Annotated in this window: 23 protein-coding genes and 1 pseudogene; 14 read left to right on the top strand and 10 right to left on the bottom strand. The window is 52.8% G+C overall.

Translation table 11 applies throughout. The features are described 5' to 3' along the window. The first annotated feature begins 9 nt into the window (after positions 1-9). The gene (locus HV229_RS13565; protein ID WP_003029358.1) at positions 10-822 is read left to right on the top strand and encodes a MetQ/NlpA family ABC transporter substrate-binding protein; all 813 of its coding nucleotides are present in this window, start codon (positions 10-12) and stop codon (positions 820-822) included. A 74-nt stretch (positions 823-896) separates the two neighbouring features. Here HV229_RS13565 and ttrA read toward each other — a convergent pair whose 3' ends face one another. Genes ttrA through ttrB form a run of 3 tightly spaced genes read right to left on the bottom strand, consistent with a single transcriptional unit; the run spans position 897 to position 5,718 of the window. Next, on the bottom strand, positions 897-3,968 hold the full coding sequence (gene ttrA / locus HV229_RS13560) for a tetrathionate reductase subunit TtrA (protein ID WP_080858724.1): 3,072 nt from the start codon (positions 3,966-3,968) through the stop codon (positions 897-899). After that, a complete protein-coding gene (gene ttrC / locus HV229_RS13555) occupies positions 3,961-4,983 on the bottom strand; it encodes a tetrathionate reductase subunit TtrC (RefSeq protein WP_080858725.1) in 1,023 nt (340 codons plus the stop codon). Before ttrC ends, ttrA begins: the two co-directional genes overlap by 8 nt. After that, a complete protein-coding gene (gene ttrB / locus HV229_RS13550; protein ID WP_019076686.1) occupies positions 4,984-5,718 on the bottom strand; it encodes a tetrathionate reductase subunit TtrB in 735 nt (244 codons plus the stop codon). A 227-nt stretch (positions 5,719-5,945) separates the two neighbouring features. Between ttrB and ttrS the strand changes: the two are divergent. The 9 genes and pseudogenes from ttrS (at position 5,946) to ydhT (ending at position 14,876) form a co-directional block, all read left to right on the top strand. Then, positions 5,946-7,678: pseudogene (ttrS, locus tag HV229_RS13545) on the top strand (tetrathionate respiration histidine kinase TtrS). Then, on the top strand, positions 7,653-8,237 hold the full coding sequence (gene ttrR, locus HV229_RS13540) for a tetrathionate respiration response regulator TtrR (protein WP_019076688.1): 585 nt from the start codon (positions 7,653-7,655) through the stop codon (positions 8,235-8,237). Before ttrS ends, ttrR begins: the two are co-directional and overlap by 26 nt. Positions 8,238-8,329: 92 nt before the next feature. Then, positions 8,330-8,539: a fumarate hydratase FumD gene (gene fumD / locus HV229_RS13535; RefSeq protein ID WP_003029345.1), complete on the top strand. Its 210-nt coding sequence runs from the start codon at positions 8,330-8,332 to the stop codon at positions 8,537-8,539. 482 nt (positions 8,540-9,021) lie between these two features. Then, positions 9,022-9,648: a ferredoxin-like protein gene (locus HV229_RS13530; protein WP_016152920.1), complete on the top strand. Its 627-nt coding sequence runs from the start codon at positions 9,022-9,024 to the stop codon at positions 9,646-9,648. 118 nt (positions 9,649-9,766) lie between these two features. Next, complete coding sequence (locus HV229_RS13525; protein ID WP_019076689.1) at positions 9,767-11,869, top strand: aldehyde ferredoxin oxidoreductase; 2,103 nt, start codon at positions 9,767-9,769, stop codon at positions 11,867-11,869. A 10-nt stretch (positions 11,870-11,879) separates the two neighbouring features. Next, complete coding sequence (locus HV229_RS13520) at positions 11,880-12,545, top strand: YdhW family putative oxidoreductase system protein (RefSeq protein WP_046274687.1); 666 nt, start codon at positions 11,880-11,882, stop codon at positions 12,543-12,545. A 64-nt stretch (positions 12,546-12,609) separates the two neighbouring features. Next, on the top strand, positions 12,610-13,278 hold the full coding sequence (locus HV229_RS13515) for a 4Fe-4S dicluster domain-containing protein (RefSeq protein WP_016152923.1): 669 nt from the start codon (positions 12,610-12,612) through the stop codon (positions 13,276-13,278). After that, the gene (gene phsC / locus HV229_RS13510; protein WP_181545660.1) at positions 13,275-14,060 is read left to right on the top strand and encodes a thiosulfate reductase cytochrome B subunit; all 786 of its coding nucleotides are present in this window, start codon (positions 13,275-13,277) and stop codon (positions 14,058-14,060) included. The genes HV229_RS13515 and phsC overlap by 4 nt, the downstream gene beginning before the upstream one ends. Positions 14,061-14,063: 3 nt before the next feature. Then, positions 14,064-14,876 (top strand): protein YdhT, encoded by an 813-nt coding sequence (gene ydhT, locus HV229_RS13505; protein ID WP_016152925.1) that lies wholly within the window; start codon positions 14,064-14,066, stop codon positions 14,874-14,876. Between the two features lie 9 nt (positions 14,877-14,885). Here ydhT and HV229_RS13500 read toward each other — a convergent pair whose 3' ends face one another. From HV229_RS13500 to HV229_RS13480, 5 genes are all read right to left on the bottom strand, one after another. After that, on the bottom strand, positions 14,886-15,563 hold the full coding sequence (locus HV229_RS13500) for an ABC transporter permease subunit (RefSeq protein ID WP_181545659.1): 678 nt from the start codon (positions 15,561-15,563) through the stop codon (positions 14,886-14,888). Continuing rightward, a complete protein-coding gene (locus tag HV229_RS13495) occupies positions 15,553-16,338 on the bottom strand; it encodes an amino acid ABC transporter permease (protein ID WP_181545658.1) in 786 nt (261 codons plus the stop codon). Before HV229_RS13495 ends, HV229_RS13500 begins: the two co-directional genes overlap by 11 nt. Beyond that, positions 16,338-17,156, bottom strand: coding sequence for an amino acid ABC transporter ATP-binding protein (locus HV229_RS13490; protein WP_181545657.1), 819 nt, complete (start codon positions 17,154-17,156; stop codon positions 16,338-16,340). Before HV229_RS13490 ends, HV229_RS13495 begins: the two co-directional genes overlap by 1 nt. A 1-nt stretch (position 17,157) precedes the next feature. Next, the gene (locus tag HV229_RS13485) at positions 17,158-17,991 is read right to left on the bottom strand and encodes an ABC transporter substrate-binding protein (RefSeq protein ID WP_047417771.1); all 834 of its coding nucleotides are present in this window, start codon (positions 17,989-17,991) and stop codon (positions 17,158-17,160) included. A 204-nt stretch (positions 17,992-18,195) separates the two neighbouring features. Beyond that, entirely contained in the window at positions 18,196-18,336 is a 141-nt protein-coding gene (locus HV229_RS13480; protein ID WP_016152930.1) for a hypothetical protein, read from the bottom strand. A 331-nt stretch (positions 18,337-18,667) separates the two neighbouring features. Between HV229_RS13480 and HV229_RS13475 the strand changes: the two genes are divergently transcribed. After that, positions 18,668-20,149: an APC family permease gene (locus HV229_RS13475; protein WP_016152931.1), complete on the top strand. Its 1,482-nt coding sequence runs from the start codon at positions 18,668-18,670 to the stop codon at positions 20,147-20,149. 21 nt (positions 20,150-20,170) lie between these two features. On the opposite strand, the gene HV229_RS13470 is transcribed toward HV229_RS13475, so the two are convergent. Together HV229_RS13470 and HV229_RS13465 are read right to left on the bottom strand one after the other, a co-directional pair. Continuing rightward, positions 20,171-20,869 (bottom strand): cache domain-containing protein, encoded by a 699-nt coding sequence (locus HV229_RS13470; RefSeq protein ID WP_181545656.1) that lies wholly within the window; start codon positions 20,867-20,869, stop codon positions 20,171-20,173. 24 nt (positions 20,870-20,893) lie between these two features. Beyond that, positions 20,894-21,619, bottom strand: a complete 726-nt coding sequence (locus HV229_RS13465) for a GntR family transcriptional regulator (RefSeq protein WP_016156385.1) — start codon at positions 21,617-21,619, stop codon at positions 20,894-20,896. 314 nt (positions 21,620-21,933) lie between these two features. On the opposite strand from HV229_RS13465, the gene HV229_RS13460 reads away from it, so the two are divergent. The 3 genes from HV229_RS13460 (at position 21,934) to HV229_RS13450 (ending at position 25,827) form a co-directional block, all read left to right on the top strand. Further along, on the top strand, positions 21,934-23,361 hold the full coding sequence (locus HV229_RS13460) for a gamma-aminobutyraldehyde dehydrogenase (RefSeq protein WP_016152934.1): 1,428 nt from the start codon (positions 21,934-21,936) through the stop codon (positions 23,359-23,361). Between the two features lie 11 nt (positions 23,362-23,372). Further along, the gene (locus tag HV229_RS13455) at positions 23,373-23,846 is read left to right on the top strand and encodes an ester cyclase (RefSeq protein ID WP_052733163.1); all 474 of its coding nucleotides are present in this window, start codon (positions 23,373-23,375) and stop codon (positions 23,844-23,846) included. An 88-nt stretch (positions 23,847-23,934) separates the two neighbouring features. Beyond that, entirely contained in the window at positions 23,935-25,827 is a 1,893-nt protein-coding gene (locus HV229_RS13450; RefSeq protein ID WP_181545655.1) for an NAD(P)/FAD-dependent oxidoreductase, read from the top strand. Positions 25,828-25,829 lie beyond the last annotated feature (2 nt).

Genomic DNA, 25,829 nt, shown 5'->3' with positions numbered 1-25,829 from the left:
ACCATTATCATGAAAAAATCACTGACGTTACTCGCCGCAGCAACCTTAAGCGCCCTGAGCTTTGCCTCCTGGGCAGATACTCTGACCGTTGGCGCCTCAAACGTGCCGCACGCGGAGATCCTTGAGCAGGCTAAGCCTATTCTGGCGAAGCAAGGGATCGATTTAGAGATTAAACCGTTCCAGGATTACATTCTGCCCAACACCGCGCTGGCTGGCCGTGAGATTGACGCTAACTACTTCCAGCATATTCCGTACCTGAACAGCGTGATTAAAGATCATGCGGGCGATAAAACCTATGATTTCGTCAGTGCCGGAGCGATTCACATCGAGCCAATTGGGATCTATTCGAAAAAAGTGAAATCGCTTAAAGATCTGCCGGAAGGCGGCAAGGTCATCATGCGCGATGCGGTATCTGAGGAAGGCCGTATTCTGTCGATTTTCGAAAAAGAGGGCGTAATCAAGCTGAAGCCGGGCGTGGATAAAGTCACCGCGCGCATTAGCGATATCGTCGAGAACCCGAAAAAACTGAAGTTTCTGCCTAACGTGGAAGCCGCGCTGTTACCGCAGATGTATAACAACGACGAAGGCGATGCGGTGGTGATTAACGCCAACTACGCCATCGACGCCGGGCTGGATCCGGTAAAAGATCCTATCGCCGTCGAAAGTGGTGAAAACAACCCGTATGCCAACATCATTACCGTGCATCGTGGCGACGAGAAGAAAAAAGATATCGTGGCGCTGGTTGATGTCCTGCACTCAAAAGAGATCCAGGACTGGATACGCACCAAATATAAAGGTGCGGTGATCCCGGTAAATAACTGATCCGCGGGCGTTGCCTTATCCGGCCTACGACGTTCTGTAGGCCGGATAAAACGCGTTGGCGTGGCCATCCGGCGCTAGAGTTTCACTCGCTCAATCCTCGCTGGTAAACCCTGGCGCACCGCTGCACCTGACACCCAGTCAAGCCAGGTATTGGCTACCTGCCGGGTAGGATCCGCAAAGCCCAAATCGTTGAGATTAATCCCCGACCTTATTTGTGCGTCAAACGCCATCGGCTTGCCGTCGAGCGTATGCTGCGCCGCGCCCATTTCTTTATGCCCATAACCGTGTTCAATGGCGATCACGCCCGGCATCACGCCATTAAGCAGGCTTATCTGCGCCTGCGCCTGACCGCCAGGCGTGGTGATACGCACCATATCGCCGTGCGCTAAACCATATCGTTGACCATCCTGCGGATTAAGCGCCACCAGATTAACCGGCTTCAGATGATGCAAACGTGGGATCACCGCCGTGGCGCTGGACATGGTATTGGATTTAAAAGAAATCAGTTTCAGCGGCCACTCTTGTTCCGGGAACAACTCCTCGACCGCACGCCCATCTGACAGGCGTGAAGGATACCAGGCCGGGCAGCCGCTGTAGCGCTCGCCGGTAATTGCATGGCGGTGCGCGGCGACGTCCGCATTCCAGATTTGTAGCGGTTTTTCCCACGCATTGCCTATCCGATTCTCAACCCGCCCGCTGTTGTCTGGCGCAAAACGCCCACCGCGGGAGTAGATAAACGCCACCCGGCTGATTTCATCGGCTTTCAGCGTTTGGGTCATCACTGGCACGATCCGCTGTACCCCAGTCAGCGCCAGGTCTTCCGGTTGCGCTTCAGCGACCGGCGCTTTGCCCATAAACGCAATATTGGCGGCGAGTCGCAGGTAGTAATCTTCCGCACGATTCAACGGATAGTGATTGCCCTGCGGATCGGTAATCGCATTGTCACCAAATCCGGGGAGCCCGATACGTTTTGCCACTGCGATACAGAAAGATTCCATCGAGGCGGGTTGACCATCAGCGGTACTGCTGGTTGCCGCTGTCACTACCGGCCAACGCGCGGTGGTGGCTTTACTGGCAACGCCGGCCCACGGGGCGCTGAATCCCCAACTTTCGAAGTTGTGGGTATCCGGCACGATGTAATCAGCCAGCGCCGTGGTTTCGTTCATAAAGGCGTCAATAGCGATAAACAGCGGCAGACGCGCAGGATCCTTGAGCTTTTCTTCCGCCACGCCGCGCAACCCTGCGATGCCGTAGAACGGGTTAGTCATGTTGGAGATCCAGGCTTTCAGTGGATAAGGGTAGCCTTCCAGCGCCGAGACGAGGAGTTCGGTAAGCTGGCCTGCGACAAACGGATACCACGGGGCTTTGGCCGGGAAGGGCGATTGTCCGGCGGCCACCTTATTGCGATACTCTTCGGAAGACTCATAAGCAGTTTTACTGCGCGCGATGCTTAATCCTTTTGGTTTTACCTTCCCGGCGAAGCTGTCCATGTTATAGCGCGGACCGTCGGTGGCGCCATTGAACTTGCCGCCGCCGACAAATACGCCGCCTTCAAGACTGAGATTGCCAATCAGCGCATTGAGCATCATCACCGCCCAGGCGTTATAAAATCCATTGCCTGCCATCATTCCACCGTGCGTAATCACCGCTGCCTGGCGGCCATGGCGGGTAAACGCGTCGGCCAGGGCGCCAATGTCAGCTTCAGACACGCCGCATTGCTGGCTGTACTGCGTCAGCGTTAGTTTCCCGGCGGACTCTTTCAGACACTGGAAGCTGCTTTTTACCGTCACCGTCTGACCGTCTGCCAGCGTGACCTGGCGGGTGACGAACAGCTGCGCGCGTGGGCAACTGCTGGCGGCGACAATTTCGCCGGCCTCGTTAATGACCACCGGCTCCTGGGCGGCGTTTGCACTCAGGTGCGCGAGGGTTAAATGCTGTCCGGCAAGGGTTGGAAGCTCATCGGTAATCACCAGATGCGTGGCGTTAGTCCAACTTTTTTCTCCGGCCTGCTGCATGGCCTGTACGCCGGGAATGGTGAGATAATCGGCGTTATAACGCTGTTTTTCGATAATCCAACGGATCATCCCCATCGCCAGCGCGGAGTCACTTCCCGGACGTACAGGCTGCCAGTGGCCGCGATTGTCAGCCTGCACCGTGGTCAATGGCAGGGCCGGTGCCACCACCACGTAACGGAAGTCGTCGCGTAAACGGGCGCTGGCCAGTTGGCGAGCCTGGCGCTTAAACGGGTTACCGGATTGCGCCGGAGACGTTCCCATAAATAGCGCGAATTTGACATTGTCCCAGTCGGGCTTCACATGGGTATTTTTATCCAGATCGCCCATTAACGCACCGGAACCGGCCCGGTATGCCAGACCACAGTAAGCGCCATGAGCGCCGAAGTTTTTACTGCCAAAACTATTTAATGCAAAGCGGCGCAAAAATGTATCACGTCCTTCATCGCTGGTATTGGTGACCAGCAGTTGATTGGATTTAGGGCCAAAGCCGGGATGCCTGGCATCAAGCGGTGTGTTGGTGTCATGGATTGCCCGCAAGCCGTCAACGTGGCCTTCACCAAACAAGTCGCCGCCTTCCACCACCTCTTTGATCAGCTGTTCAAAGCTGATGCTCTGCCATTTTCCCTCACCGCGTTTGCCGACACGTTTCATGGGCTGGAGAATGCGTAACGGGCTGTATAAACCTTCAAGTAAGGTTGCGCCACGGGCGCAGGCCGTGGAACGAGCGTCAAGACCCGTTTCGCCCGCCAGTTGTTCCATTGCGGTGGCAAAGGGGACGGAGGCGTCAATATGGTGCTCGTGAGACAATGGGTGATAGGGGTTGCCCGCAATGCGCAACACCTTGCCTTGTTCGCTGTCAACGCGCACCCGCACGCCACACTGCGTCCAGCAGCCGAAGCACTGTGTCATGGAGATAACCTGCTGCGGGTTCTGCTGCCAGCGCGGCTGGGCATTGGCTTCGGGGATGAGGGCGTTACCAAAGATGCGGTCTCGGGTAATTTTGCCCGAGGAGCCGTCCAGCAAACCGTCTATCGCGCGCTTTGCCACATCCCGATAACTCAGGCCAAAAGTCACCATGCCACCTACGGCAAGGCCTACTTTAAGCCACTGACGACGGGTTAAATTAGCCATGTTGCATTCTCCTTGCGATCGCGTTCAGGGCTTCACGAACAATAATGATCAGTGCTATCCACAGGCCGAAGGTGCCCACAATGGCCAGCCAGCCATCGGTACCACCGGGCAGGGTGTAAGGATTAAACAGCGCGTTAAATTTCGGTACGGTCTGCACCTGGATAAGTAACGTCCAGCGCATCAGCCAGCACAGCGCCATCGCGCTAAATGCAAGTAATATGCGCAGCGGCAGCGATAAGGGGTTACGGAGCACCAGCCCGCACAGGACAAGCGAAACAAGCCATAGCGTAACCCAACCGATAGCGTAGTGTCGTGCTAATGGGGCAACGTTCAGCCATTGGCGAATAGCCGAACCGGAAAGCGTGTTGCCGCTCATCCATATCACCACGACCAAAGCCAGTACTATCAGGGTGACTGTCTGCCCCCACGCCAGTTTGCGAGTCAATGTTCCCTCGCGTTTTGTCGCGGCGATGAGCAGGGCGAGAAACGTTTGCAGCGCGCTGAGGAACATCGCAACCGGAAAGGCGTAGCTGAACCAGACGGGACGCGCCTGCACTACCGACACTTCGCGGCCGGTGTATACCAGCAACCCGATGGCTGACAAGGCGCTACCTATCGCCAGCCACTTAGTGACGCTGTAACTTTTAAGCGTTAACCGTTTAACATGCTGCGCCAGAAACCACAGACCTAAGAAGCCGGTAAAGAGCGGTAAAAACAGCGCGCCCCAGGGCATCCAGGACCACGGCGTCGGCCAGGCGTAGAAATGCCAGACGCGGGCGGTTTGGTGTAAGTCAGCGGTCAGCGCCAGCGGCGCGGTAATCGCGCAGGTCAGGGCGATTAACAGCGTCAGGTTTTCCAGTTCCGGCATCTCTTGTTTACGCCAGTGAAGCACGCAGGCGAACAGCGCGGCGCAGGCGGCAATGCCGATGAAAAAGAAATATTGTACGGCCCAGGGTAACCAGCTTACGTCCTGGGGATGGGCCAGAACCTCTTCAATAACCAGTGAATGGTTCATTTAAACCTCCTGCCAGAGAGCGGGTTGAGCACGTCCCATCAACGGGGTTACAAACGCTTCGTCCAGACCCAGATAGAACACGTGCGGTGATGTCCCGTTTTCCGGTTTCAGGACTTTGATGGCGTCATGGTGTTCACGCAGCATTTGAGAAATCCGGCTGTGCGGATCTTTGATATCGCCTATGATGCGCGCGCCGCCGACGCAGGATTCCACGCAGGCCGGGAGCAGGCCAGCTTCGAGGCGATGAACGCAAAAGGTACATTTATCGGCGGTTTGTGTTTCATGGTTGATGAACCGCGCATCATAAGGGCAGGCCTGCACGCAGTAGGCGCAGCCCACGCAGCGCGTGTTGTCGACCACCACAATGCCGTCTTCGCGTTGGAAGGTAGCCTGTACCGGGCAAACGGGCACGCAGGGAGGATTATCACAATGGTTGCACAGCCGCGGCAGCAGGACGTTGGTGACGCTCTGCTGACCTTCAATCTGCACCTGGTACTGGTTAACGAGGGTGCGAAATTCACCCTGCGGCGTCTGGTTTTCAATGGCGCAACTGACAGTACAGGCCTGGCAGCCGATACAGCGTCGCAGGTCAACCAGCATGGCGTAGCGATGCTGAAGTGAGCCTTCATGGCGTTCAGGCGAGAAGGGAAATTGCGCCTGAGCCAAGGGTACCAGTGATGCGCCAGCGGTCAGGACGCCCAGTTGCTGGAGAAACTGCCGTTTACTGCTGTCCATATTTTCTCCCGTCACGATGCAACAACGAAACATTGGTCACGCCGTTGGTTTGCGTGTGATGAATAAAGAATCTTGATGATTTACAGTGTAAAAATCGTGACGGGGGGTACTCTATTGTGGTTAACCACATACCCGGCTTGTTGTTGATCTAAAACAACATAATTGACAGGGATAATTGAGTGGGACGCAACGTAGCAAAATGTCTGACGGTGCTGGTGTCGCTATGGATGCTAAGCGGTGTGGTCAGGGCTCAGACATGGAACATTGGCGTTTTGGCGATGCGTGGGGAGGTCTCCACGCGTAATCACTGGCAGCCGCTGGAAACCCTGTTGAATCAGCAAATTCCCGGCGAACAGTTTCATATTCAACCGCTGGACCTGCGGCAAATGCAGGAGGCGGTGAATCGTGGAACGGTACAATTTGTGGTCACGAATCCGGCGCAATTTGTTCAACTAAACAGCCGCGCTGCGCTACGCTGGCTGGCGTCACTCCGTTCTACTCGCGGGGGGAAAGCCACCAGTAATGTGATTGGCAGCGCGATCCTCGTCAGGCGCGATAGCGGGATAACCTCCGCACACGATCTGATCGGCAAAACGGTGGGTGCCATTGATGCTCAGGCATTTGGCGGCTATTTGCTGGGATATAAAGCGCTCAGCGATGCCGGCCTGCGCCCGGAGCGCGATTTGCGCCTGACGTTTACCGGATTTCCCGCCGATGCCTTACTCTATTTATTACGTGAAAAAGCCGTACAGGCGGTGATTGTGCCGGTGTGCCTGTTGGAAAAAATGGACGAAGAAGGGCTTATTCGTAAAACAGATTTACGGCCGTACTTAACCATCCAACGTCGATTCCCTGTTTAACCAGTACGCCGCTCTATCCTGACTGGTCATTTGCGGCACTGCCTGCGGTAAGCGACGAGCTGGCCGATCGCGTCACGCGGGCCCTGTTCAATGCGCCGCAAAACGCGACGTTTCGCTGGGGGGCGCCCGCCTCGACCCGCGAGGTGGAAGCGTTGCTGCGCGATGTCCGCCAGCATCCGCAGCAGCGCCAGTTGTGGCTGGATGTCAAAAGCTGGTTTATTCAACATCGGCTGGTGATGGGGGCCGCGGCTCTCGTACTGTTGTTGCTGACGCTCAATTACATCTGGGTGATGCTGCTGGTCCGCCGACGCGGCAGGCAATTGGAGCGAAACAACGTATTGTTGCGCAAACAGGAACAGGAGCTGGAAACCGCTCGCCAAATGAGCGTGCTTGGCGAGATGACGTCGGGTTTTGCCCACGAGCTCAATCAGCCGCTATCGGCTATCCGTCATTATGCGCAGGGCTGTCTGATCCGCCTGCGTAGTCAGGATCAACAGCATCCGCTGCTGCCCGCGCTGGAGCACATTGATACCCAGGCGCAGCGGGGGGCTGATACGCTGCACAATCTTCGCCAGTGGGTCAGCCAGGCACAGGGCAATCCGGTGATGACCGATGACTGGCAGGTCGTCAACGTTCACGATGCTATCCATCACGTCTGGCAATTATTACGCATGCCACAGCAATTCCCGGCGGTAGCGCTGCAAACGCAGATCGGTAAGGCGTTAACATTAACGTTGCCAAGTGTTCTCCTCGAACAGGTACTGGCCAATGTGGTTCTCAACGCCGCCCAGGCGGGGGCAACCACCGTGTGGTTTAGCGCTCAGCGTGAGGATGGTGATGTGAGTATTCAGGTGCAGGATAACGCCGGAGGTATTGATGAGGTGCAGCTGTACCAGGCTTTTCAACCGTTTATGACCACCCGTAAAGAGGGAATGGGGCTGGGGCTAGCCATTTGCCAGCGGCTGGTGCGCTACGCAAACGGAGACATTGAGATCAAAAATCATCAGGCTCCAGATGAAAAAGCGGGCGTGGTGGTGACATTACATTTTAAGCAAAACCCGGAGGGAGGTCGTCGTGGCAATCATTCATCTGCTGGATGACGATATTGCCGTCACCCAGGCTTGCGCGTTTTTACTGGAAAGTCTGGGATATGAGGTGTGTTGCTGGGAGCAAGGCGAAACATTCCTCACCGAGGCAAATCTGCACCAGGTGGGCGTACTTTTGCTGGATATGCGTATGCCTGTAATGGATGGGCATGCTGTGCATGAAGCCATGCGCCAGCGTGAGAGTACGCTGGCGGTGGTATTTCTCACCGGGCATGGCGATGTGCCGATGGCGGTTGAGCAAATGAAACGCGGTGCGGTCGATTTTTTGCAAAAGCCGGTTTCCGCCGCGCCTCTGCAAGCGGCGTTAGAGCATGCAGTGCAGATTTCTCACGCCGCCTTTTCGCGACAAGAGATCGTGGTTTGCTATCAGCAGCTTACGCCAAAGGAGCGAGAGCTGGCGCAACTGGTAGCAAAAGGGTTAATGAATCGGGAAATTGCTGATGCCATGAATATTGCCGTGCGCACGGTTGAGGTTCATCGGGCGCGGGTGATGGAAAAAATGCAGGCGGGGAGTCTTGCTGAACTGGTTAATCGACTGCAGAGGATTCAGTAAATTTATGACATTTATTTGATTTTCATTGAATTTTGTCTAATCCGTCAGACTGATATATGCTGTTGGTTTGAGTTAATGACGAGCGGGAAAAAATGGGAAATCAGACCAAAGACGATGAGTTGTACCGTGAAATGTGCAGAGTAGTCGGTAAAGTAGTGCTGGAAATGCGCGATCTGGGACAAGAGCCTAAGCATATCGTCATTGCGGGAGTACTGAGAACCACCCTCGCCAACCAGCGTGTGAAGCGCAGCGAGTTAGAAAAACAGGCTATTGAGACCGTCATTAAAGCATTAGCCGGTTAATCCACAAAAAGAGGATGGTGGTCTCGTTCGCCGTCCTTTTATTCTCGTCACGTTAATTTATCAATATATATAATTTAGTGCTGCAATTAGAGGAGTAACCTTCGCTGTATATTGAGTTATATTCCGAATGATATATTAAAATATATATGCGAGTAGAGTCACAAATATTTGCAAAGCATGTGAAATATTATTTCAACTTATCTTAATGATAATAAATCTCACTCCGCATTTATTATTTCCCTTCCGTTTTTTAATTGATGACGATCAAAACTATGAGCGCTGAATAACCACATTATCTTTACGCCTAACCCTAAAGGATTAGATTCATTCAGTTTAACCACCGTCATTTTACGCGATCAGGTTAGGGCAAAAATTTACGTGTTGTTGGCAACATTAACCGCCCGAAATGGCTTGAGTTGCACGGGTTTAATTTAGCCTGGAGGTGTTGCTAACACAGCGTTTGCGAAGAGGATGCGAAATAAATGAATCAGGTTGATCGTCCATTTTTAGATTGTGGTTTAACGCGGCTTGAATTTCTGCGGATATCAGGAAAAGGTTTGGCGGGATTAACCATCGCCCCTGCACTGTTATCACTTTTTGGCTGTAAGCAGGAAGATATCGACAGCGGTACCGTGGGGCTTATCAATACGCCGAAAGGGGTGCTGGTGACCCAGCGAGCGCGCTGTACTGGCTGCCACCGCTGTGAAATTTCCTGTACCAATTATAACGATGGTGCCGTGGGGACTTTCTTTTCCCGTATAAAAATCCATCGCAACTTCTTCTTTGGCGATGATGGCGTCGGGTCCGGTGGCGGACTTTATGGCGATTTAAACTATACCGCTGATACCTGCCGTCAGTGCAAAGATCCGCAATGCATGAAGGTCTGCCCCATTGGCGCTATTACCTGGAAACAGGAAGACGGCTGTATTGCGGTGGATCATAAACGTTGTATTGGCTGCAGCGCTTGTACCACCGCCTGCCCGTGGATGATGGCGACCGTGAATACCGAAACAAAAAAATCCTCAAAATGTGTGTTATGTGGGGAGTGCGCCAATGCTTGTCCGACTGGGGCATTAAAAATTATCGAGTGGAAAGATATTACTGTTTGATAGATAGCAGGTATGCCTGATACGCGTCATTAATTGCCAAAAATATCGCAGTTTTGCAAAAAAACTGCCTGAAGGATGGCGGGTATATCTATTAAACCTTCTTGCAAAGGAAAACATGATGGCTAATGGTTGGACAGGTAATATTTTACGGGTCAATCTCACCACGGGGAATATCACCCTTGAAGATTCCAGTAAATTTAAAAAATTTGTCGGCGGGATGGGCTTTGGTTATAAAATTATGTACGATGAAGTCCCGCCAGGCACCATGCCTTTCGATGAAGGGAATAAACTGGTTTTCGCCACCGGGCCATTAACGGGCTCTGGTGCCCCTTGTAGCTCCCGCGTCAATATCACCTCCTTATCGACTTTTACCAAAGGCAATTTAGTGGTGGATGCTCATATGGGCGGTTTCTTTGCTGCGCAAATGAAATTCGCCGGTTACGACGCCATTATTATCGAAGGCAAGTCCGCGACGCCTGTCTGGATCAACATTAAAGACGAAAAGGTCAGCATCGAAAAAGCCGATTTCCTGTGGGGTAAGGGAACGCGCGCCACAACCGAAGAGATTTGCCGTATTACCAGCCCGGAAACCTGCGTCGCCGCTATTGGTCAGGCGGGTGAAAATCTGGTGCCGCTCTCCTGCATGATCAACAGTCGCAACCACAGCGGAGGCGCCGGTACTGGCGCGGTAATGGGGTCGAAAAACCTGAAGGCTATTGCGGTAGAAGGGACCAAAGGGGTCAATATTGCCGATCGCAAAGAGATGAAGCGGCTCAATGATTACATGATGACCGAGCTCATCGGTGCCAACAACAACCACGTTGTGCCAAGCACCCCGCAGGCCTGGGCAGAATACTCTTCGCCAAACTCGCGCTGGACGGCCCGTAAGGGACTGTTCTGGGGCGCGGCAGAAGGGGGACCAATCGAAACCGGGGAAATCCCGCCGGGTAACCAGAATACCGTGGGTTTCCGTACCTATAAATCCGTGTTCGATCTGGGGCCAGCCGCTGAGAAATACACGGTCAAAATGAGCGGCTGCCATTCATGCCCCATTCGCTGTATGTCGCAGCTCAATGTCCCGCGGGTGAAAGATTTTGGCGTGCCAAGTACCGGCGGTAACACCTGCGTGGCGAACTTTGTCCACACCACCATTTTCCCCAATGGCCCGAAAGATTTCGACGATAAAGACGATGGGCGCGTGGTGGGAAATCTGATTGGCCTGAACCTGTTTGACGATTATGGCATCTGGTGTAACTACGGGCAGTTGCACCGTGATTTTACTTACTGCTATTCGAAAGGCGTCTTTAAGCGCGTACTGCCAGCTGAAGAGTATGCGGAGATCCGCTGGGATCAGCTGGAAGCGGGCGATCCTCATTTTATTAAGGATTTTTACTACCGGTTGGCGCATCGCGTGGGGGAACTCAGCCATCTTGCGGACGGATCGTATGCCATTGCTGAACGCTGGAATTTGGGCGAAGAGTACTGGGGTTATGCCAAAAATAAACTGTGGTCGCCGTTTGGTTTTCCTGTCCACCATGCAAACGAGGCCTCTGCACAGGTGGGGGCGATCACCAACTGTATGTTTAACCGTGACTGTATGGCGCACACCCATATCAACTTCATCGGTTCCGGTTTACCGCTGAAATTACAGCGCGAAGTGGCGGGCGAGCTATTTGGTTCGCAGGATGCATACGACGAAACCAAAAACTACACCCCGATCAATGCCGCCAAGATCAAATATGCCAAATGGACGCTGCTGAAAGTCTGCCTGCATAACGCGGTTACGCTGTGCAACTGGGTGTGGCCGATGACGGTTTCACCACTCAAGAGCCGTAACTATCGCGGCGATTTGGATCTGGAAGCAAAATTCTTCCAGGCGGTCACCGGCGATGAAACCACGCAGGAGAGTCTGGACCTGGCCGCTGAACGCATCTTTACCCTGCACCGAGCCTATACGGTCAAATTGATGCAAACCAAAGATATGCGCAATGAGCACGATCTCATCTGCTCCTGGGTGTTTGATAAAGATCCGAAGATCCCGGTCTTCACTGAAGGGACCGACAAGATGGACCGGGAAGATATGCGTCAGTCGCTGACGATGTTCTATCAGGAAATGGGCTGGGATCCAGAGCTGGGTTGCCCAACGCGTGAAACCCTGAACCGACTCGGACTTGAAGATGTAGCCGCTGATTTGGCTGCACAAGATCTGTTGCCGGCGTAAGGAATGCGAGATGACTAACGTGAGCGACGTGCTGACCCCCGTTGAGGCGTTTCCTGACGAAGTGGATAGCCGAAAGAGACAGTGGCTGCAGGCGTTTCACCCGCCTGTAGAACAGATGAATGCGCCCCAGGTTCAGGAACCTGCCAGCCCGGAGTCGATTGTGGCAGATTTTATCCGCCAGCATTCAGCATCGGGGCAACTGGTGGCGCGCAGTGTCTTTTTGCTGCCGCCTTATTCGGTTCCTGAAACCGATCTTTCCGCGCTGCTGGATGTGCTGGGCCAGGACGCGAATGGTGCGGATATCACCTGTGTGCAGGGTGCGGAAGAAGCATATTTCTATTCGACGCAAACCATGACGGCAAATTACGCCGACATGTGTGTGCAGGTGGTGGAAAACGACATCTGCCGTGCGATTGCCGAGGCGGTACGCTTCGACTGTCGAACGTATCCTCGCCCTTATAAGGTCGCCATGTTGACGCAACCGCCGTATCGCTTTGAGTCTCAACAGATTGCCGCTGCGCTCACGGCCATGGAAACGCATCCTGATTATGCAGATATACGGACTGTGGAATCGTCAAATGCGGAGCCTTATTTGTTCAGCGAACGTTTTATGAGTTATGGCAAAGCGTACGGCCTGTGCGAATGGCTTGAGGTTGAGCAGTATCAGAACCCCTGAATTATTCAGGTTGATGTCATGGAACGTGTGGACGACCACTGTCACAGTATTAGAGGATAACCCGATGTCCTTCACCCGACGAAAATTTGTCATTGGCATGGGGACGGTGATTTTTTTCACTGGCCCAGGTCAAAATCTGTTAGCGAGTACCAGGAGTTCTAAAGACGTACATTACGTCATGATTCACGATGAATCACTGTGTAACGGATGTAATATCTGCGCCCGCGCATGCAGGAAAACCAACCATGTTCCTGCGCAGGGTAGCCGTTTGTCGATAGCTCATATTCCGGTTTCGGACAACGACAACGAAACGCTGTATCACTACTTCCGTCAGTCCTGCCAGCACTGTGATGATGCCCCCTGTATTGAGGTGTGTCCGACTGGCGCCTCATGGCGAGATGACAACGGCATTGTGCGGGTAGACACGTCTTCCTGTATCGGCTGCAGTTACTGTATTGGCGCGTGTCCTTATCAGGTGCGTTATCTCAACCCGCAGACCAAAGTGGCGGATAAATGCGACTTCTGCGCTGAATCTCGTCTGGCGAAAGGTTTCCCGCCGATCTGTGTTAACGCCTGCCCGGAACATGCGCTGATTTTTGGTCGCGAAGATAGCCCGGAAATTCAGACCTGGTTGAGAGAAAATAAGTATTACGAGCATCAACTTGCAGGCGCCGGGAAACCCCATCTGTATCGTCGGTTCGGTCAACATTTGATTAAAAAGGAAAATGTATGAACGCGTCGCAGAATGCCGAACAGTTTCACGCCCAGCTTGCGCAGTTTGTTCCCCTGTTTTCACCGAACTACTGGCCTGTGTGGTTGGTCATCGCCGGGTTAATGCTGGTGGGGATGTGGCTGGTGCTGGCGCTACACGCCATGCTGCGCTTTCGGGCCGCACATAAAGCGTCGGCAGGGCACGGTGAGAAAGTCTATTTATACTCGAAGGCCGTTCGTTTGTGGCACTGGTCGAATGCGCTGCTATTTCTGCTACTTCTGGTCAGTGGCCTGGTCAATCACTTCTCCGTCGTCAGTGCGTCGGTGATGAAAAGCCTGCTTACCGTGCATGAGATCTGCGGCTTTTTGCTGCTCGCCTGCTGGATTGGATTTGTCCTGATCAATCTGATTGGCGGCAACGGGCATCACTATATTATTCAACGTCAGGGCTGGATCGGACGAGCGCAAAGACAAACGCGTTTTTACCTGTTTGGCATTATGCAGGGCGAGTCACACCCATTCCCGGCATCAAAGCGTTCTAAATTCAACCCGCTACAGCAGGCGGCCTATGTTGGCGTGATGTATGGCTTACTGCCACTGCTGCTGATCTCGGGGTTGTTATCGCTCTATCCGACGGTTGTCGGTGACCTGTTCCCCGGCGTGCGTTACTGGTTGCTCCAGGCGCACTTCGCGCTGGCAATAATCAGTCTGTTTTTCATTTTTGGGCATCTTTATCTCTGCACGACAGGTCGTACGCCGGGCGAAACTTTCAAGTGTATGGTGGATGGCTATCACCGGCATTAAGCGATGATGATTACGCGAAGTGACTTACGGGCCTGGCGCGTTGGGCCCGTAATGTATCGCTGGTTTCTACGCGCGTTTCCAACTGGCGGAAGCTATGCTGATGTCCATCGTGCGCTCCAGCGGGAAGGGTATACAGACTGGGCAAATAGCCTGGTGGAATACGGCTGGTCAAAATGGCGGGAAGAGGCGAGTTTTGCCCAGCAGGATATTCGCGCGATGGGGAATATTTCCCGTGTGCAAACGGCGGGGGAAATCAGCCGTCCGCTGGCGAGTGCAGAAGATAATGCCCGATTCAGTTGTGCAGGCGATAACGTTAAAATCACCAGCGCCGGGTATGCCGCACAGATCGCCAGCGCAGGTTACAGCGCACGTATTGGTAGCGTAGGCTATAACGCGCATATCGGCAGTTCAGGCGATCGCGGGCGAATTGCGGTTGCGGGAAATTCGGCACGTATCAGTAGCGTGGGTGACGGGACGCGTATCGCCAGTACCGGCATGCGCGTACGCATCAGTTCGCTCGGCGACAGAAACCGGATTGCCTGCGGTGGTGATTTAACTCAGTTGGCCTGTTTTGGCGCAGAGTCTAAAATCGCCAACTGCGCCGACAACATCCACATTATTGCCAGCGGAGAGAACGCCGTTGTTGCCAGTACCGGTGTTGTCGATTCGATAATACTCGGTCCCGGCGGCTGCGCGGCGCTGGCCTATCACGATGGCGAGAGAATGCGTTTTGCGCTTGCCGTTGAGGGGGAAAATAACATCCGGGCGGGCGTGAAATATCGGCTCAACGAAGACCACCAGTTTGTGGAATGTTGAGCCGTGATCTCATTTTAACGCGAAGTGGCGTTGGGTGATTTTCTCCAGACTCAGGCACAGCAGGTAATAGACCAGTCCCGTAAAAATAAAAATGGCTGCCGGATAGATTTGTACCCGGCTGTTAACCTGACCCGCAACCGTTGTGAGTTCCGGCACGTTAACTATAAACGCCAGCGACGTGTCCTTCAGTAATCCAATAAAAATCCCCGTCAGCGATGGCAGTACGTTACGCAGCACCTGCGGCAATAAGATAAGCCACAGGGCCTGATACGGGCGAAAACCCTGAACCACGGCAGCATCATATTGCCCGCCAGGCAGCGCGCTAATTCCTGCATACACTGAGTGCATGACCGAGGCAGCGGTGAACCATGCCAGCGCCAGCGTCACGGTAACGGCTCCGGGGAGATCGCTTCCGGTCAGCATGGGTAGCAAATACCACATCCAGAAAATCACAAAGATTAGCGGAATGCCGCGAATAAACTCCGCCCAGATAAACAACCCGTTGCGAACCGTGCCCGGAAAACGCCAGGCGCAGCAGGCAAGAACTATCCCACCAGGCAAGGCCAGCAGCGCCGCGCCGAGAGCCATCAACAAAGTGAGCAGAACGCCGCCGGGTTGTCCCTGGGCCACGCGTCCCCACAGGAGATAATCAAGATTGTCGGTAATGACCGAAATATTAGCGATCATGCAGTATGCTCCTGACGCTGAAGATACGCGTTTTAACCTTGGACGATTTACCCGATGCAGGTCGTGGGCCAAGACGCGTAAGCAGCATACCCAGAACGATGCCGGTGAACAGATAGAGCGCAGTGCCAACAGCAAAGGCTTCCAGCGCGTGCGCGTTGTAGCTCTCAATTTGCCGCACCTGGTAGGTGAGCTCAGCAAATCCAATACCGCTGGCAAGCGAGGAAAGTTTCATCAGGTTAAGGTATTGCCCAACAATGGGTTGCCAGGCGTTCGCCAGTCCCTGAGGAAGCAGAATGTGACGAAACGTCGCCCAGGATGAAAAACCCTGCGCCACGGCAGCCTCACGTTGTCCGGCAGAAACCGCCTGTAAACCAGAGGCGATCTCCTCGACCAAAAATGCCGAGGTAAATACGCCCAGCCCCCATGCTGAACAGATAAACTCTGGTGTTAACCACCAGACATCGCCTGGCAGAATAGACCAGGGATGCTCTGCATTGATGAAGGTAATGACGTTGCGGGGCAGCCAGTTCCATGCGGCAAAATACCAGAACATCAGTTGCACCAGTAAAGGCGTGTTGCGAAACACCGAAACCCATACACTGACCACCGCTTTGTTGAAGCGATGGCCCGTCAGACGCAGGCCGAGTAGGAAGATGGCAATGAGCGTGGCGAGTACGACACCTGCCAGTGTCACCCAGAGCGTGGTGAGAAAACCGGAAATAATCCATTGCAGAGGTTGCCCGCTCAGCACTCCCTCCCAGTCCATTGCAAGCATTATAGCGATGACTCCTGGTGTAACGGGTCGAGCACTTTTTTCAGGAAACGCTGGGTTCTCGGGTGCTGTGGCCGGGTGAAAAAATCCTCCGGTGCGGCCACTTCAAGAATTTCTCCGCCATCGATGAATACCACGCGATCGGCAATCTCACGGGCAAAATGCATTTCATGGGTCACGACGATCATGGTGATACCGCTGTGGGCCAGGTTTTTCATCACCTGTAATACTTCGCCGATCATTTCCGGATCCAGCGCGGAGGTGGGCTCATCAAACAGAAGGATTTGTGGCGATGAGGCCAGCGCGCGGGCGATGGCCACGCGCTGTTGCTGCCCACCGGACAACTGTGCGGCATAAGCGCTCGCTTTTTCTGCCAGTCCCACCTGATCCAGCAATTCGAGTGCCCGACGCTCGGCTGCCGCCTTGTTCCAGCCGTGAACATATTCCAGCGCCAGCGAGATGTTCTGATGCGCTGTCAGATGCGAATAGAGATTGAATTGCTGAAAAACGAAACCGATACGGCTGCGTAACTGGCGTAATGCTGCCCCGCGCAACTGACTAATTGGTTTGTCATCAATGAAAATCTCGCCACCGCTGAGCGACTCAAGCTGGTTGATAAGGCGTATAAGCGTGGATTTTCCCGAGCCAGAAGGGCCCAGAATAGTCACCACTTCACCGGGTTCAACTGACAGGCTGACGCCGTTAAGTACGGTGTGAGTGTCAAACTGTTTGATGACATTGCGCAGTTCGACGCTTGCCTGGCGCAAATGGGTAAAATCCGCCGCGGAAACTGCACAACGATGAAACAGGGCTGAGAGCATATTACTTCGCTTCTATTTTAAAGGCGCGGGGTTGCGGATTTTTGGTTTCAGGGCCAAACCAGACATCATAAATTTTTGCCGCCTGCCCGGTAGATTCCAGCCTCAAAAGTTCATCATTGACGGCTTTTAACAGCGCTGGCTCACCTTTTTTCACTCCCACGCCAATCTCTTCTTTGCTCAGCAGGTCTGGCAGAATTTTGAAATCTGCTTTATCCGGCGCACCGCTTAATAGACCGGCCAGAATCGTACTGTCCTGGGTGATGGCCTGAACATTGCCATTGCGTAGCGCGGTTAACGCCAGTGGAATATCGTCGTAGGCCAGCACACGCGACTGCGGGAAGCGCTGATGTAGCGCCTGCTCACCGGTAGTACCTTTTACCGCGCCGATTCGCGCTTTGCTGTATGCATCGAGCTGGTCCGGGGATTTGGCCGGTACCAGGAACTGCTGCCCGGTAACAAAATAGGGGACGGAGAAGTCAATGACCTGCGCCCGCTCAGGCGTAATCGTGATATCCGCCACGATTAAATCGGCTTTACCGGATTGTAATAACGGAATGCGGTTGGCCGGATTAGTCGCTACCAGTTCCAGTTTTACGCCGAGGGATTTCGCCAGCGCTTCAGCAAAATCAACGTCATAGCCGACAATCTTATGCGTTTTGGCATCGACGGAGCCAAACGGCGGATTCGCGTCGAATGTCGCAACTTTTACTACGCCTGCGGCTTTGATATCGGCCAATTGGTCAGCCTGAGCCTGCGAGGCGGCAATGCCGGTGGCCAGCAGCACGCCGAGTGCAAGCAGTGTTTTTTTAGCGCGGTAAGTTTTCGTTGCCATCATGATGTAAATCCCTGTCGTTTTTGGTTTGTGCTTTTTACGCTCCCATAACTTACGTTCAGGACAAAATAAGAAAAAATTCTTATCTATTTACAAAATGTTATTAGTGAAAGCGGTGTTAACAATGGGTAAACGCGATGGGATATGTAGATAAGAGGAGGGGCATAGTCTGGCGGTAAAAAAACCGGCATTGCGCCGGTTTGGAAATCAGATTTTACAGGCGTCGCCGCAGTCATTATCAGCAATAATGTCCTGCGCTTTCTTGTCAGCATCTTCCAGACGTTCAGCATTACGCTCTTGCGCTTCTTCCAGTCCATCAAAGACCAGATTATCGAGATCAATTTCCATCATTCACCTGCTCAGGTTCAGCGTTTAACATCACATTATTATATTGCAAAAATGTTGCTTAACAGCAGCGATTCTTGCTACTTAGCGTCGAACTCAATTCGGGGTGCCTGTTTATCAGCCAATTGGCTAACCGTTCGCAATTGCTAAAGAACCGTGAAGCGTAAATACCGAAAAATGCTTGTGCCCTCGACTGTTCTACTCCCACCTTTTCATTAACGTGATGCGCGATCATTTTTAACAAATTAGCGACAAAATCACTATACATATAACTTAATATCTTTTATACATTAATTGTTCAACCCTGCGACTATTCCACAAAAGAGAAAGCTATATGGAACAGACACCTGATAAGAAAAACGATAATTTTCAAAAAGATGGCAAAGAACAGTTCAATCGCTCGATCGGTCTTATTTCAAACTTTGCGTTGGGTTTTACCTACCTTTCGCCGCTTACCGCCGTCTATTCGCTGTTTGCACTGGCCGTAACGCTGGCGGGGCCGCCCGCAGTCTGGTGGATTTTAATCGTCGCATGTGGACAACTTTTGGTGGCGTTGGTGTTTGGTGAGGTGGCTTCCCAGTATCCGATAACCGGCGGGCTTTATCCGTGGGCCAGAAGGTTATGGGGCAAGAAATATGCGTGGATCGCTGCCTGGATTTACCTGTGGGCACTGGTGGTCACCATTACGTCAATCGCGGAATATACTTCAACATTTGTTGAGTCGCTCTTCCACTATGGTCAGACGCCAGCCACTATGTTGGCGACTTCCGTCCTGCTGCTGCTTTTGATGATGGCTGTTAATATGTCCGGGACTAAAAATCTGGCCCGGGTTGCAAAAATTGGCTTCTGGTGTGAAATCGTTAGCGTGATTGCGCTGGGAATTTATCTGCTGATATTCCACCGTTCGCAGCCATTCTCCGTAATTTTTGATTCGATGGGCGTGCTGGCGCATGACGGCAGCTATTCCACCGCATTTATGTCTGCCGCGCTGATGGGGCTGTTTATGTTCTTTGGCTTTGAGGCCTGCGGTAACGTTGCGGAAGAGGTACAGAATCCAAGTAAAAAGATCCCGGTTGCGATGATTTTGAGCATCGTATTTGGTGCGATTTCGGCGATTATTTCCGTCATGGGATACCTCCTGGCTTCACCAAATCTGGTCAGTATCGTGAATGGCAAAACATCTGACCCGATTCCGGCCATCCTTAATGAAGCTCTTGGTGAAACAGGCGCAACTATCTTTATCATCGTCGCGATTGTGGCGATGCTGTCGTGCATTTTGTCTCTGCAGGCTGCGTTAAGCCGCCTTATCTTTTCTTTCTCCCGCGACAGAATGCTGCCGGGAAGTGAGTGGATGTCAAAGATCTCTAAAAATGGTGTTCCGGATAATGCGATGGTTGTTAGCTGTCTGCTGCCAGTCATCATCTGCGTTTGGGTCTATTTCCAGCCAGACAACCTGTCGCGTATTACCGCGTTTGCCGTCATCGGTATTTATATCTCGTTCCAGATGGTTGTGCTTGCCGCACTGCGCCAGCGCCTGAAAGGCTGGAAACCGGCAGGGGAGTGGACCATTGGCGGTTGGGGCGTGATTGTGAACGTGCTGGCGCTAGCCTATGGATTGTGTGGGATCTGGTTGTTGGCGCAACCGGCAGACAGCAGCGATTTCATCGACCGTTGGACGGTACTGTTCGGCCTGGCGATTGTCGTTGGCTCCGGGCTTATCTATATGTTCCTGACCCGACCGTTTGGTCGCTCTGCGGCGCCGGAAAACGACGCCATTGCCTACGCTAACAAGCTGAATATGGGGCAGGATAACTAAAAACTAAGGGCCTTCGGGCCCTTAGTTTTGATAGTGATAAAGGATAAAGTAGTCGCTCTGATAAACAACGGTACTGTTTGCGGGAGAGAGTAATTCACCCACGCGAAAACGTGGCCAACTGGAAAAGATAATTCTGTTTTCCAGATTGGTCAGAATGACATAGTCAGGATGAGCGCAGGAGAGCAGTTCGGCCTCTATCTGACTGACCAGCAGATCGACGGCGGCAACGCCAAGAAACTGATCGTTGTAGTAGATCGGCACTGCCGAGGTCAGGGTGTAGGAAATATTGCAGATATAGTCGACGTAGGGGCCGTGGATATAGGCCTTTCCTGCCGGAGGTGAGTGCTTAAACCACTCGAAGGTTCTGAAATCCAGGCGTTGCTGGGTGGCCTGATCTAAATCGAGGTGCGCCTGACTCAAACCATTATCTTTCTTATACCACCATTCCTGCAGCCAATACTCTTTTGTGGTGGCAGTGCTCTCAATATGGCTGGCGAACCCGGCCCCTGAACAGTAATGATTGTTACTGAGGGTGCGCTTGATGTGTTGCTGAACGGTAGATCTCACCGATGGATCGAGGACAACTTCTGCTGAGGCCTTTTGCACCCCGGAAATCGCCTCATGGATGCTCCTCGCCAGCGCAACGGTAGAATCTACGGTAGAGGCGGTAATATCATCAATCTTACGAATTAATGCGCTTAAGGATGTCGAAGAGCTCATTGTCTGTCCTGCCTTCACTGATTGTCAGTTCGAGTTATATTTCAGCTTTTTTTCAATAAGGTAATAGGTAAACGTGTCGATGATCCGTGTGGCAAGCTGCACGGATTCTGCCTCGTTGTGAGCAGCCAGCGCATCGGCCAGTGCCGAGTAAAGCGCAATAATTTCGGCATGAATGTTGTCTGCGCGATAAAGTATCGCCACCAGCGATGCCCATTCAGCCTGGACCTGCAGCTCCTGATTGGCCAGTCGCGCCGAATGTGAACTGGCAGCTATCGCCAGTAGACAGCGCATATCGGCCTGGGTCATAAGCTCTGGTGAGTTTGCCTTGCTGAGCACCTCAACAAACTCGCGAAATTTGGCGATATCCGCGCCGGTCATCCGTCTGGAAGCCAGCCTTGCGCTATGGCTGATAATGGCGCAATGCATTTCGCCCAGGTCAGAAAGATAATCCGTACTGATCGCTTTGAACGGATGCAGGGCGCTGTTTTTGCCATCAATATTTTCGCAAACGAAGCTCCCGCCATTACGACCACGAACCGTATGGATAAGATTATTAGCCCGAAGCGTGTTTAGCGCTTCTCTGATAGTGATATGTGAGACACCCATCATCTTTGCCAAATCAGTTTCGTTGGGGAGCTGTTCTTTTGGCTCCAGCAACCCCGTGATAATGGCGTTTGACAGGCGCTGCACTATCTGGTCTGAACGACTGACCTGCCCGATAGGCGCAAATATGACCGCGTGAGTAATCATAATCTTTTCTGCACTCAATTCCCTGAAACAACGACCATTTTTAACACATGCCCGTCAGGCAAGGAAGGTAAGAATGGCCGAGTTATTTTACATGCCTATGCGCAACGTCACTGCACAAGCGGATGTGTGTCCCGATAACCTCATGATGAGCTGAGCAAACGCGTTGACTCACGATGAAAAGCCTTATCTCGAAAATGTAAAAATTAAGTTAAAAATGCGAGGCTTATCATAGTGTCAATGTTGCGCATTTGAAAATCTTTTACAATATATATATTACATAAGATTATTTATGTATTAACGGGCAGGAGACAGACATGAAAACCCTGAAGCATTTTATTAATGGGCAATATGTAGCAGGTCGTAGCGAAGATACCTTCGAACTGGTGAGTCCGGTCGACGGCGAAACGTACGCATTATCACCCAACGCCAATGCGGAAGAGGTGGAGCAGGCCTACTCGGCGGCGGAGGCGGCGTTTAGCATCTGGCGAAAATCGACGCCGGCACAGCGGCAAAAGGCGTTATTGCAGCTGGCAGATGAGATTGAACGAAACGTTGAGCGGCTGGTGAACGCGCAGAGTCAGGAGACCGGTCAGCTTCGCCATTTTATTGAGAAGGAAGAGATCGCGGCATCCTGCGATGCCATCCGCTTTTTTGCCGGTGCGGCGCGCTGTCTTGAAGGGAAAGCGGCAGGAGAATATTCCGCCGGGTTTACCTCGACTATCCGCCGTGAACCGCTGGGTATCGTTGGACAAGTCACGCCATGGAACTACCCGTTCATGATGGCGGTATGGAAGATTGCGCCAGCGCTGGCGGCAGGCAATACGGTCGTATTAAAACCCAGCGACACCACGCCGGTCAGCACGCTACTGTTGGCTGAACTGGCCGCGCCGTTGTTCCCAAGAGGGGCGTTTAACGTCGTATTAGGTAAAGCCAGCACCGGTTCGCTGGTGGTTTCAAACCCGAAGGCCTCACTGGTTTCGATTACCGGTTCGGTCCGAGCGGGCCTACAGGTTGCGGCTTCGGCAGCGGCGAACCTGACCAAGGCGCATCTGGAATTGGGCGGGAAAGCGCCTGCGGTGGTGTTTGCTGATGCAGATATGGACAAGGCGATCGCGACGATCACCACGGCAGGCTTCTTCAATGCCGGCCAGGATTGCACGGCGGCTACGCGTATTCTGGTCGAACAATCCATCTACGCTGAATTCCTGGAAAAGCTGGTTCAGAAAACGAAGAGTATTAAATTTGGACCGCCAGCGGATCAGGCTGCGCTATATGGCGCATTGAACAGTAAAAACCAACTGGAGCAGGTGAAAGGCTTTATTGCGCGTTTACCGGCACATGCAAAAATTGAAACTGGTGGGCGTGCCGGGCCGGGTCCGGGATTCTATTTTGAGCCGACGATCGTCTCCGGATTGCATCAACATGACGAAGCTATTCAGCATGAAGTATTTGGACCGGTAATGACTATTCAGCCGTTTTCGACTGATGAAGAGGGTCTACACAAAGCGAATGATGTGGAATATGGTCTGGCCGCCAGCGTCTGGACCAGTAACCATGGTCGCGCACAGCGCTTCAGCATTGACCTCGATTTTGGCACCGTGTGGATTAACAATCACATTCCTCTGTGCGCCGAAATGCCGCACGGCGGGTTCAAAAAATCGGGTTATGGCAAAGATCTCTCATCCTATTCGCTCGAAGAATATACTCGGGTGAAACATATCATGTGTGACATTTCTGAATAGAGAGGATGTCGATGAAAACATTAAACATAGCGGTGCTTTCATTCGTGATGTTCTCGGGCTATAGCCTGGCAGAAAGCACATCGCTGAATACCGTTAAAGAGTACATGGCGGCCTGGAATGCACACGATGCTTCGCGAGCCGCGCAATATCTTGCTGATGACGCAGTCTATTATGATGCCGCCGCTGGCGAACCGATAAATGGCAGAGAAAAAGCTGAAAAAGACGTTATCGGTGCCTTTATTAAGGCGGTGCCAGACCTGAGCTGGAAAATGGTCGGCAAACCCGTTTACGACGAAGATACCGTGGCGTTTCGTTGGGAATTTTCTGGCAAAAATAGTGGTGAATGGGCAGGGAGTCCGCCGACAAATAATCCGATAAAATTTGAAGGTGTCAGCTATATTCATGTTAAAGCAGGTAAAATCACCTGGCAGGGTGATTATTATGATTCTAAAAAACTGGATGAAGAGTTAAAGCCAGGGAAATAGTCGGCTGTACCCCTTTATTACTATGAAGGGGGACATCTCTTATTTGTGTCGTATTTAGGGCAGTGTGTAGCAATAAGGAAAAAAGTTAATGGCAATTACCAGACGTGATTTTCTCAACGGCGTCGCGGTGACTATTGCGGCGGGGCTTACCCCGCTGGAATGGGTCAGGGCGGCAGGAAAGGGAAACGCATTTATAGATGGAAATTATTATCCGCCAGGGCTGACGGGGCTGCGGGGTAATCATCCTGGATCGTTTGAAATGGCGCATGCAGTAGGCCGCGAGCATAAACATTTTGATTTAAACGCTCTGCCCGTTGAGGAAGAGTACGATCTGGTGATTGTGGGCGGCGGTATTAGCGGGCTGGCTGCCGGTTGTTTCTGGCGCCAGCTTGCCGGGCAAAATAGCCGGATCCTGATCCTCGATAACCATGACGATTTTGGCGGGCACGCCAAACGTAACGAATTTACGAGCTCAGGTAAGAAATTACTCGGCTATGGCGGTAGCGAAGCATTCCAGTCGCCCGCGCACAATTTCAGCCCTGAGGTGCAAAAACTGATGGAAACCGTGGGCGTCAGCGTCACGCGGTTAAAAGAGAGTTTTGACGTAAACTTCTACCCCGACTGGCAGCTCAGTCGCGGTGTTTTCTTCGACAAAAAGAATTTTGGCGAAACAAAAATCGTCAGCGGCGATCCGGGGCGCGCGGTATCTGATGATATCCCGCCGAACAGGCTCAATGGCCGTAAAATTGAAGACTTTATCAATGATTTTCCGCTAAGTGAGCACGACCGAAAGGCGTTGATCGACCTGCACGTCCATCCTGGCGACTATCTTCCGGGCATGACGGTCGATGAGAAAATGGAATGGCTGGATACCCACAGCTACAGTGAATTTTTGGCCACAAAAGTTGGTTTGAGCAAAATGGCGCTGCTCTATTTTCAGCAGCGTTCTAATGACTTCTTCGCCATCGGCATTGAAGGCATTTCCTGTAGCGATGCCAGGGCGTGCGCATTACCCGGCATGGAGGCGCTGGGAATACCGCCGTTGGACGGCGAGTCGCTGGCCGACCTCGAAGAGCCGTATGTTTACCATTTCCCTGACGGTAACGCCGGGCTGGCCCGACTGTTAGTCAGGTATATGCTGCCGAATGCGCTACCGGGTAACACGATGGAAGACTCTGTCCTTGCCAGACTGCATTACGAAAAGCTGGATCTGCCGGAAAACACCACGCGCCTGCGTCTGAACAGCACGGTGATTAATGCGGCCAACACAAAGGATGGCGTGGTGGTGACCTATCTGCGTGACGGCAAAATGCATCGCGTGCGCGGTAAAAACACCATCATGGCGGGCTATAACATGATGATCCCGTATCTGGTGCCTGAGATGCCGGAACAGCAGCAGGCGGATCTCAAACTGAACGTGAAGGCACCGCTGGTGTACACCAACGTGGTGGTCAAAAACTGGCAGGCGTTCAAACAGCTTGGCGTGCATGAATTTTACTCTCCGGCCGCACCTTACAGCCGGATTAAGCTCGACTATCCGGTCAGCATCGGCGGGTATCAACACCCGGCCTCACCGGACGATCCGATGGTCATTCACATGGTCTATGTGCCTACTTATCCGGGCAGTAATCTGTCGGCCAGAGAGCAATTTCGTCTGGGGCGAGCGTATTTACTGGGGACCACATTTGCGACGCATGAGGAGATGATTCGCTCCCAGTTACAGGAAATGTTTGGCTCAACGGGCTTTGATAATCAACGCGATATCTCCGCCATTACGGTTAACCGCTGGGCGCATGGCTATGCGTATTACGCCAACGCGTTGTTCGATGATATGGATAAAATGCCAGAAATTATCGAGCGGGCGCGTCAGCCAGTTGGTCGCATTGCCATCGCTAATTCTGATTCTGACTGGGGCGCTTATGCCCATACGGCCATCGACCAGGCATGGCGTGCGGTTAATGAACTCAAGGATATGGGGTGATC

This window comes from Citrobacter sp. RHBSTW-00524 (genome assembly GCF_013747755.1).
Taxonomy (GTDB): Bacteria; Pseudomonadota; Gammaproteobacteria; order Enterobacterales; family Enterobacteriaceae; genus Citrobacter; species Citrobacter braakii.
The sequence above is the reverse complement of the archived record's forward strand: the minus strand, read 5'-3'. Positions and strand labels throughout refer to the sequence as shown.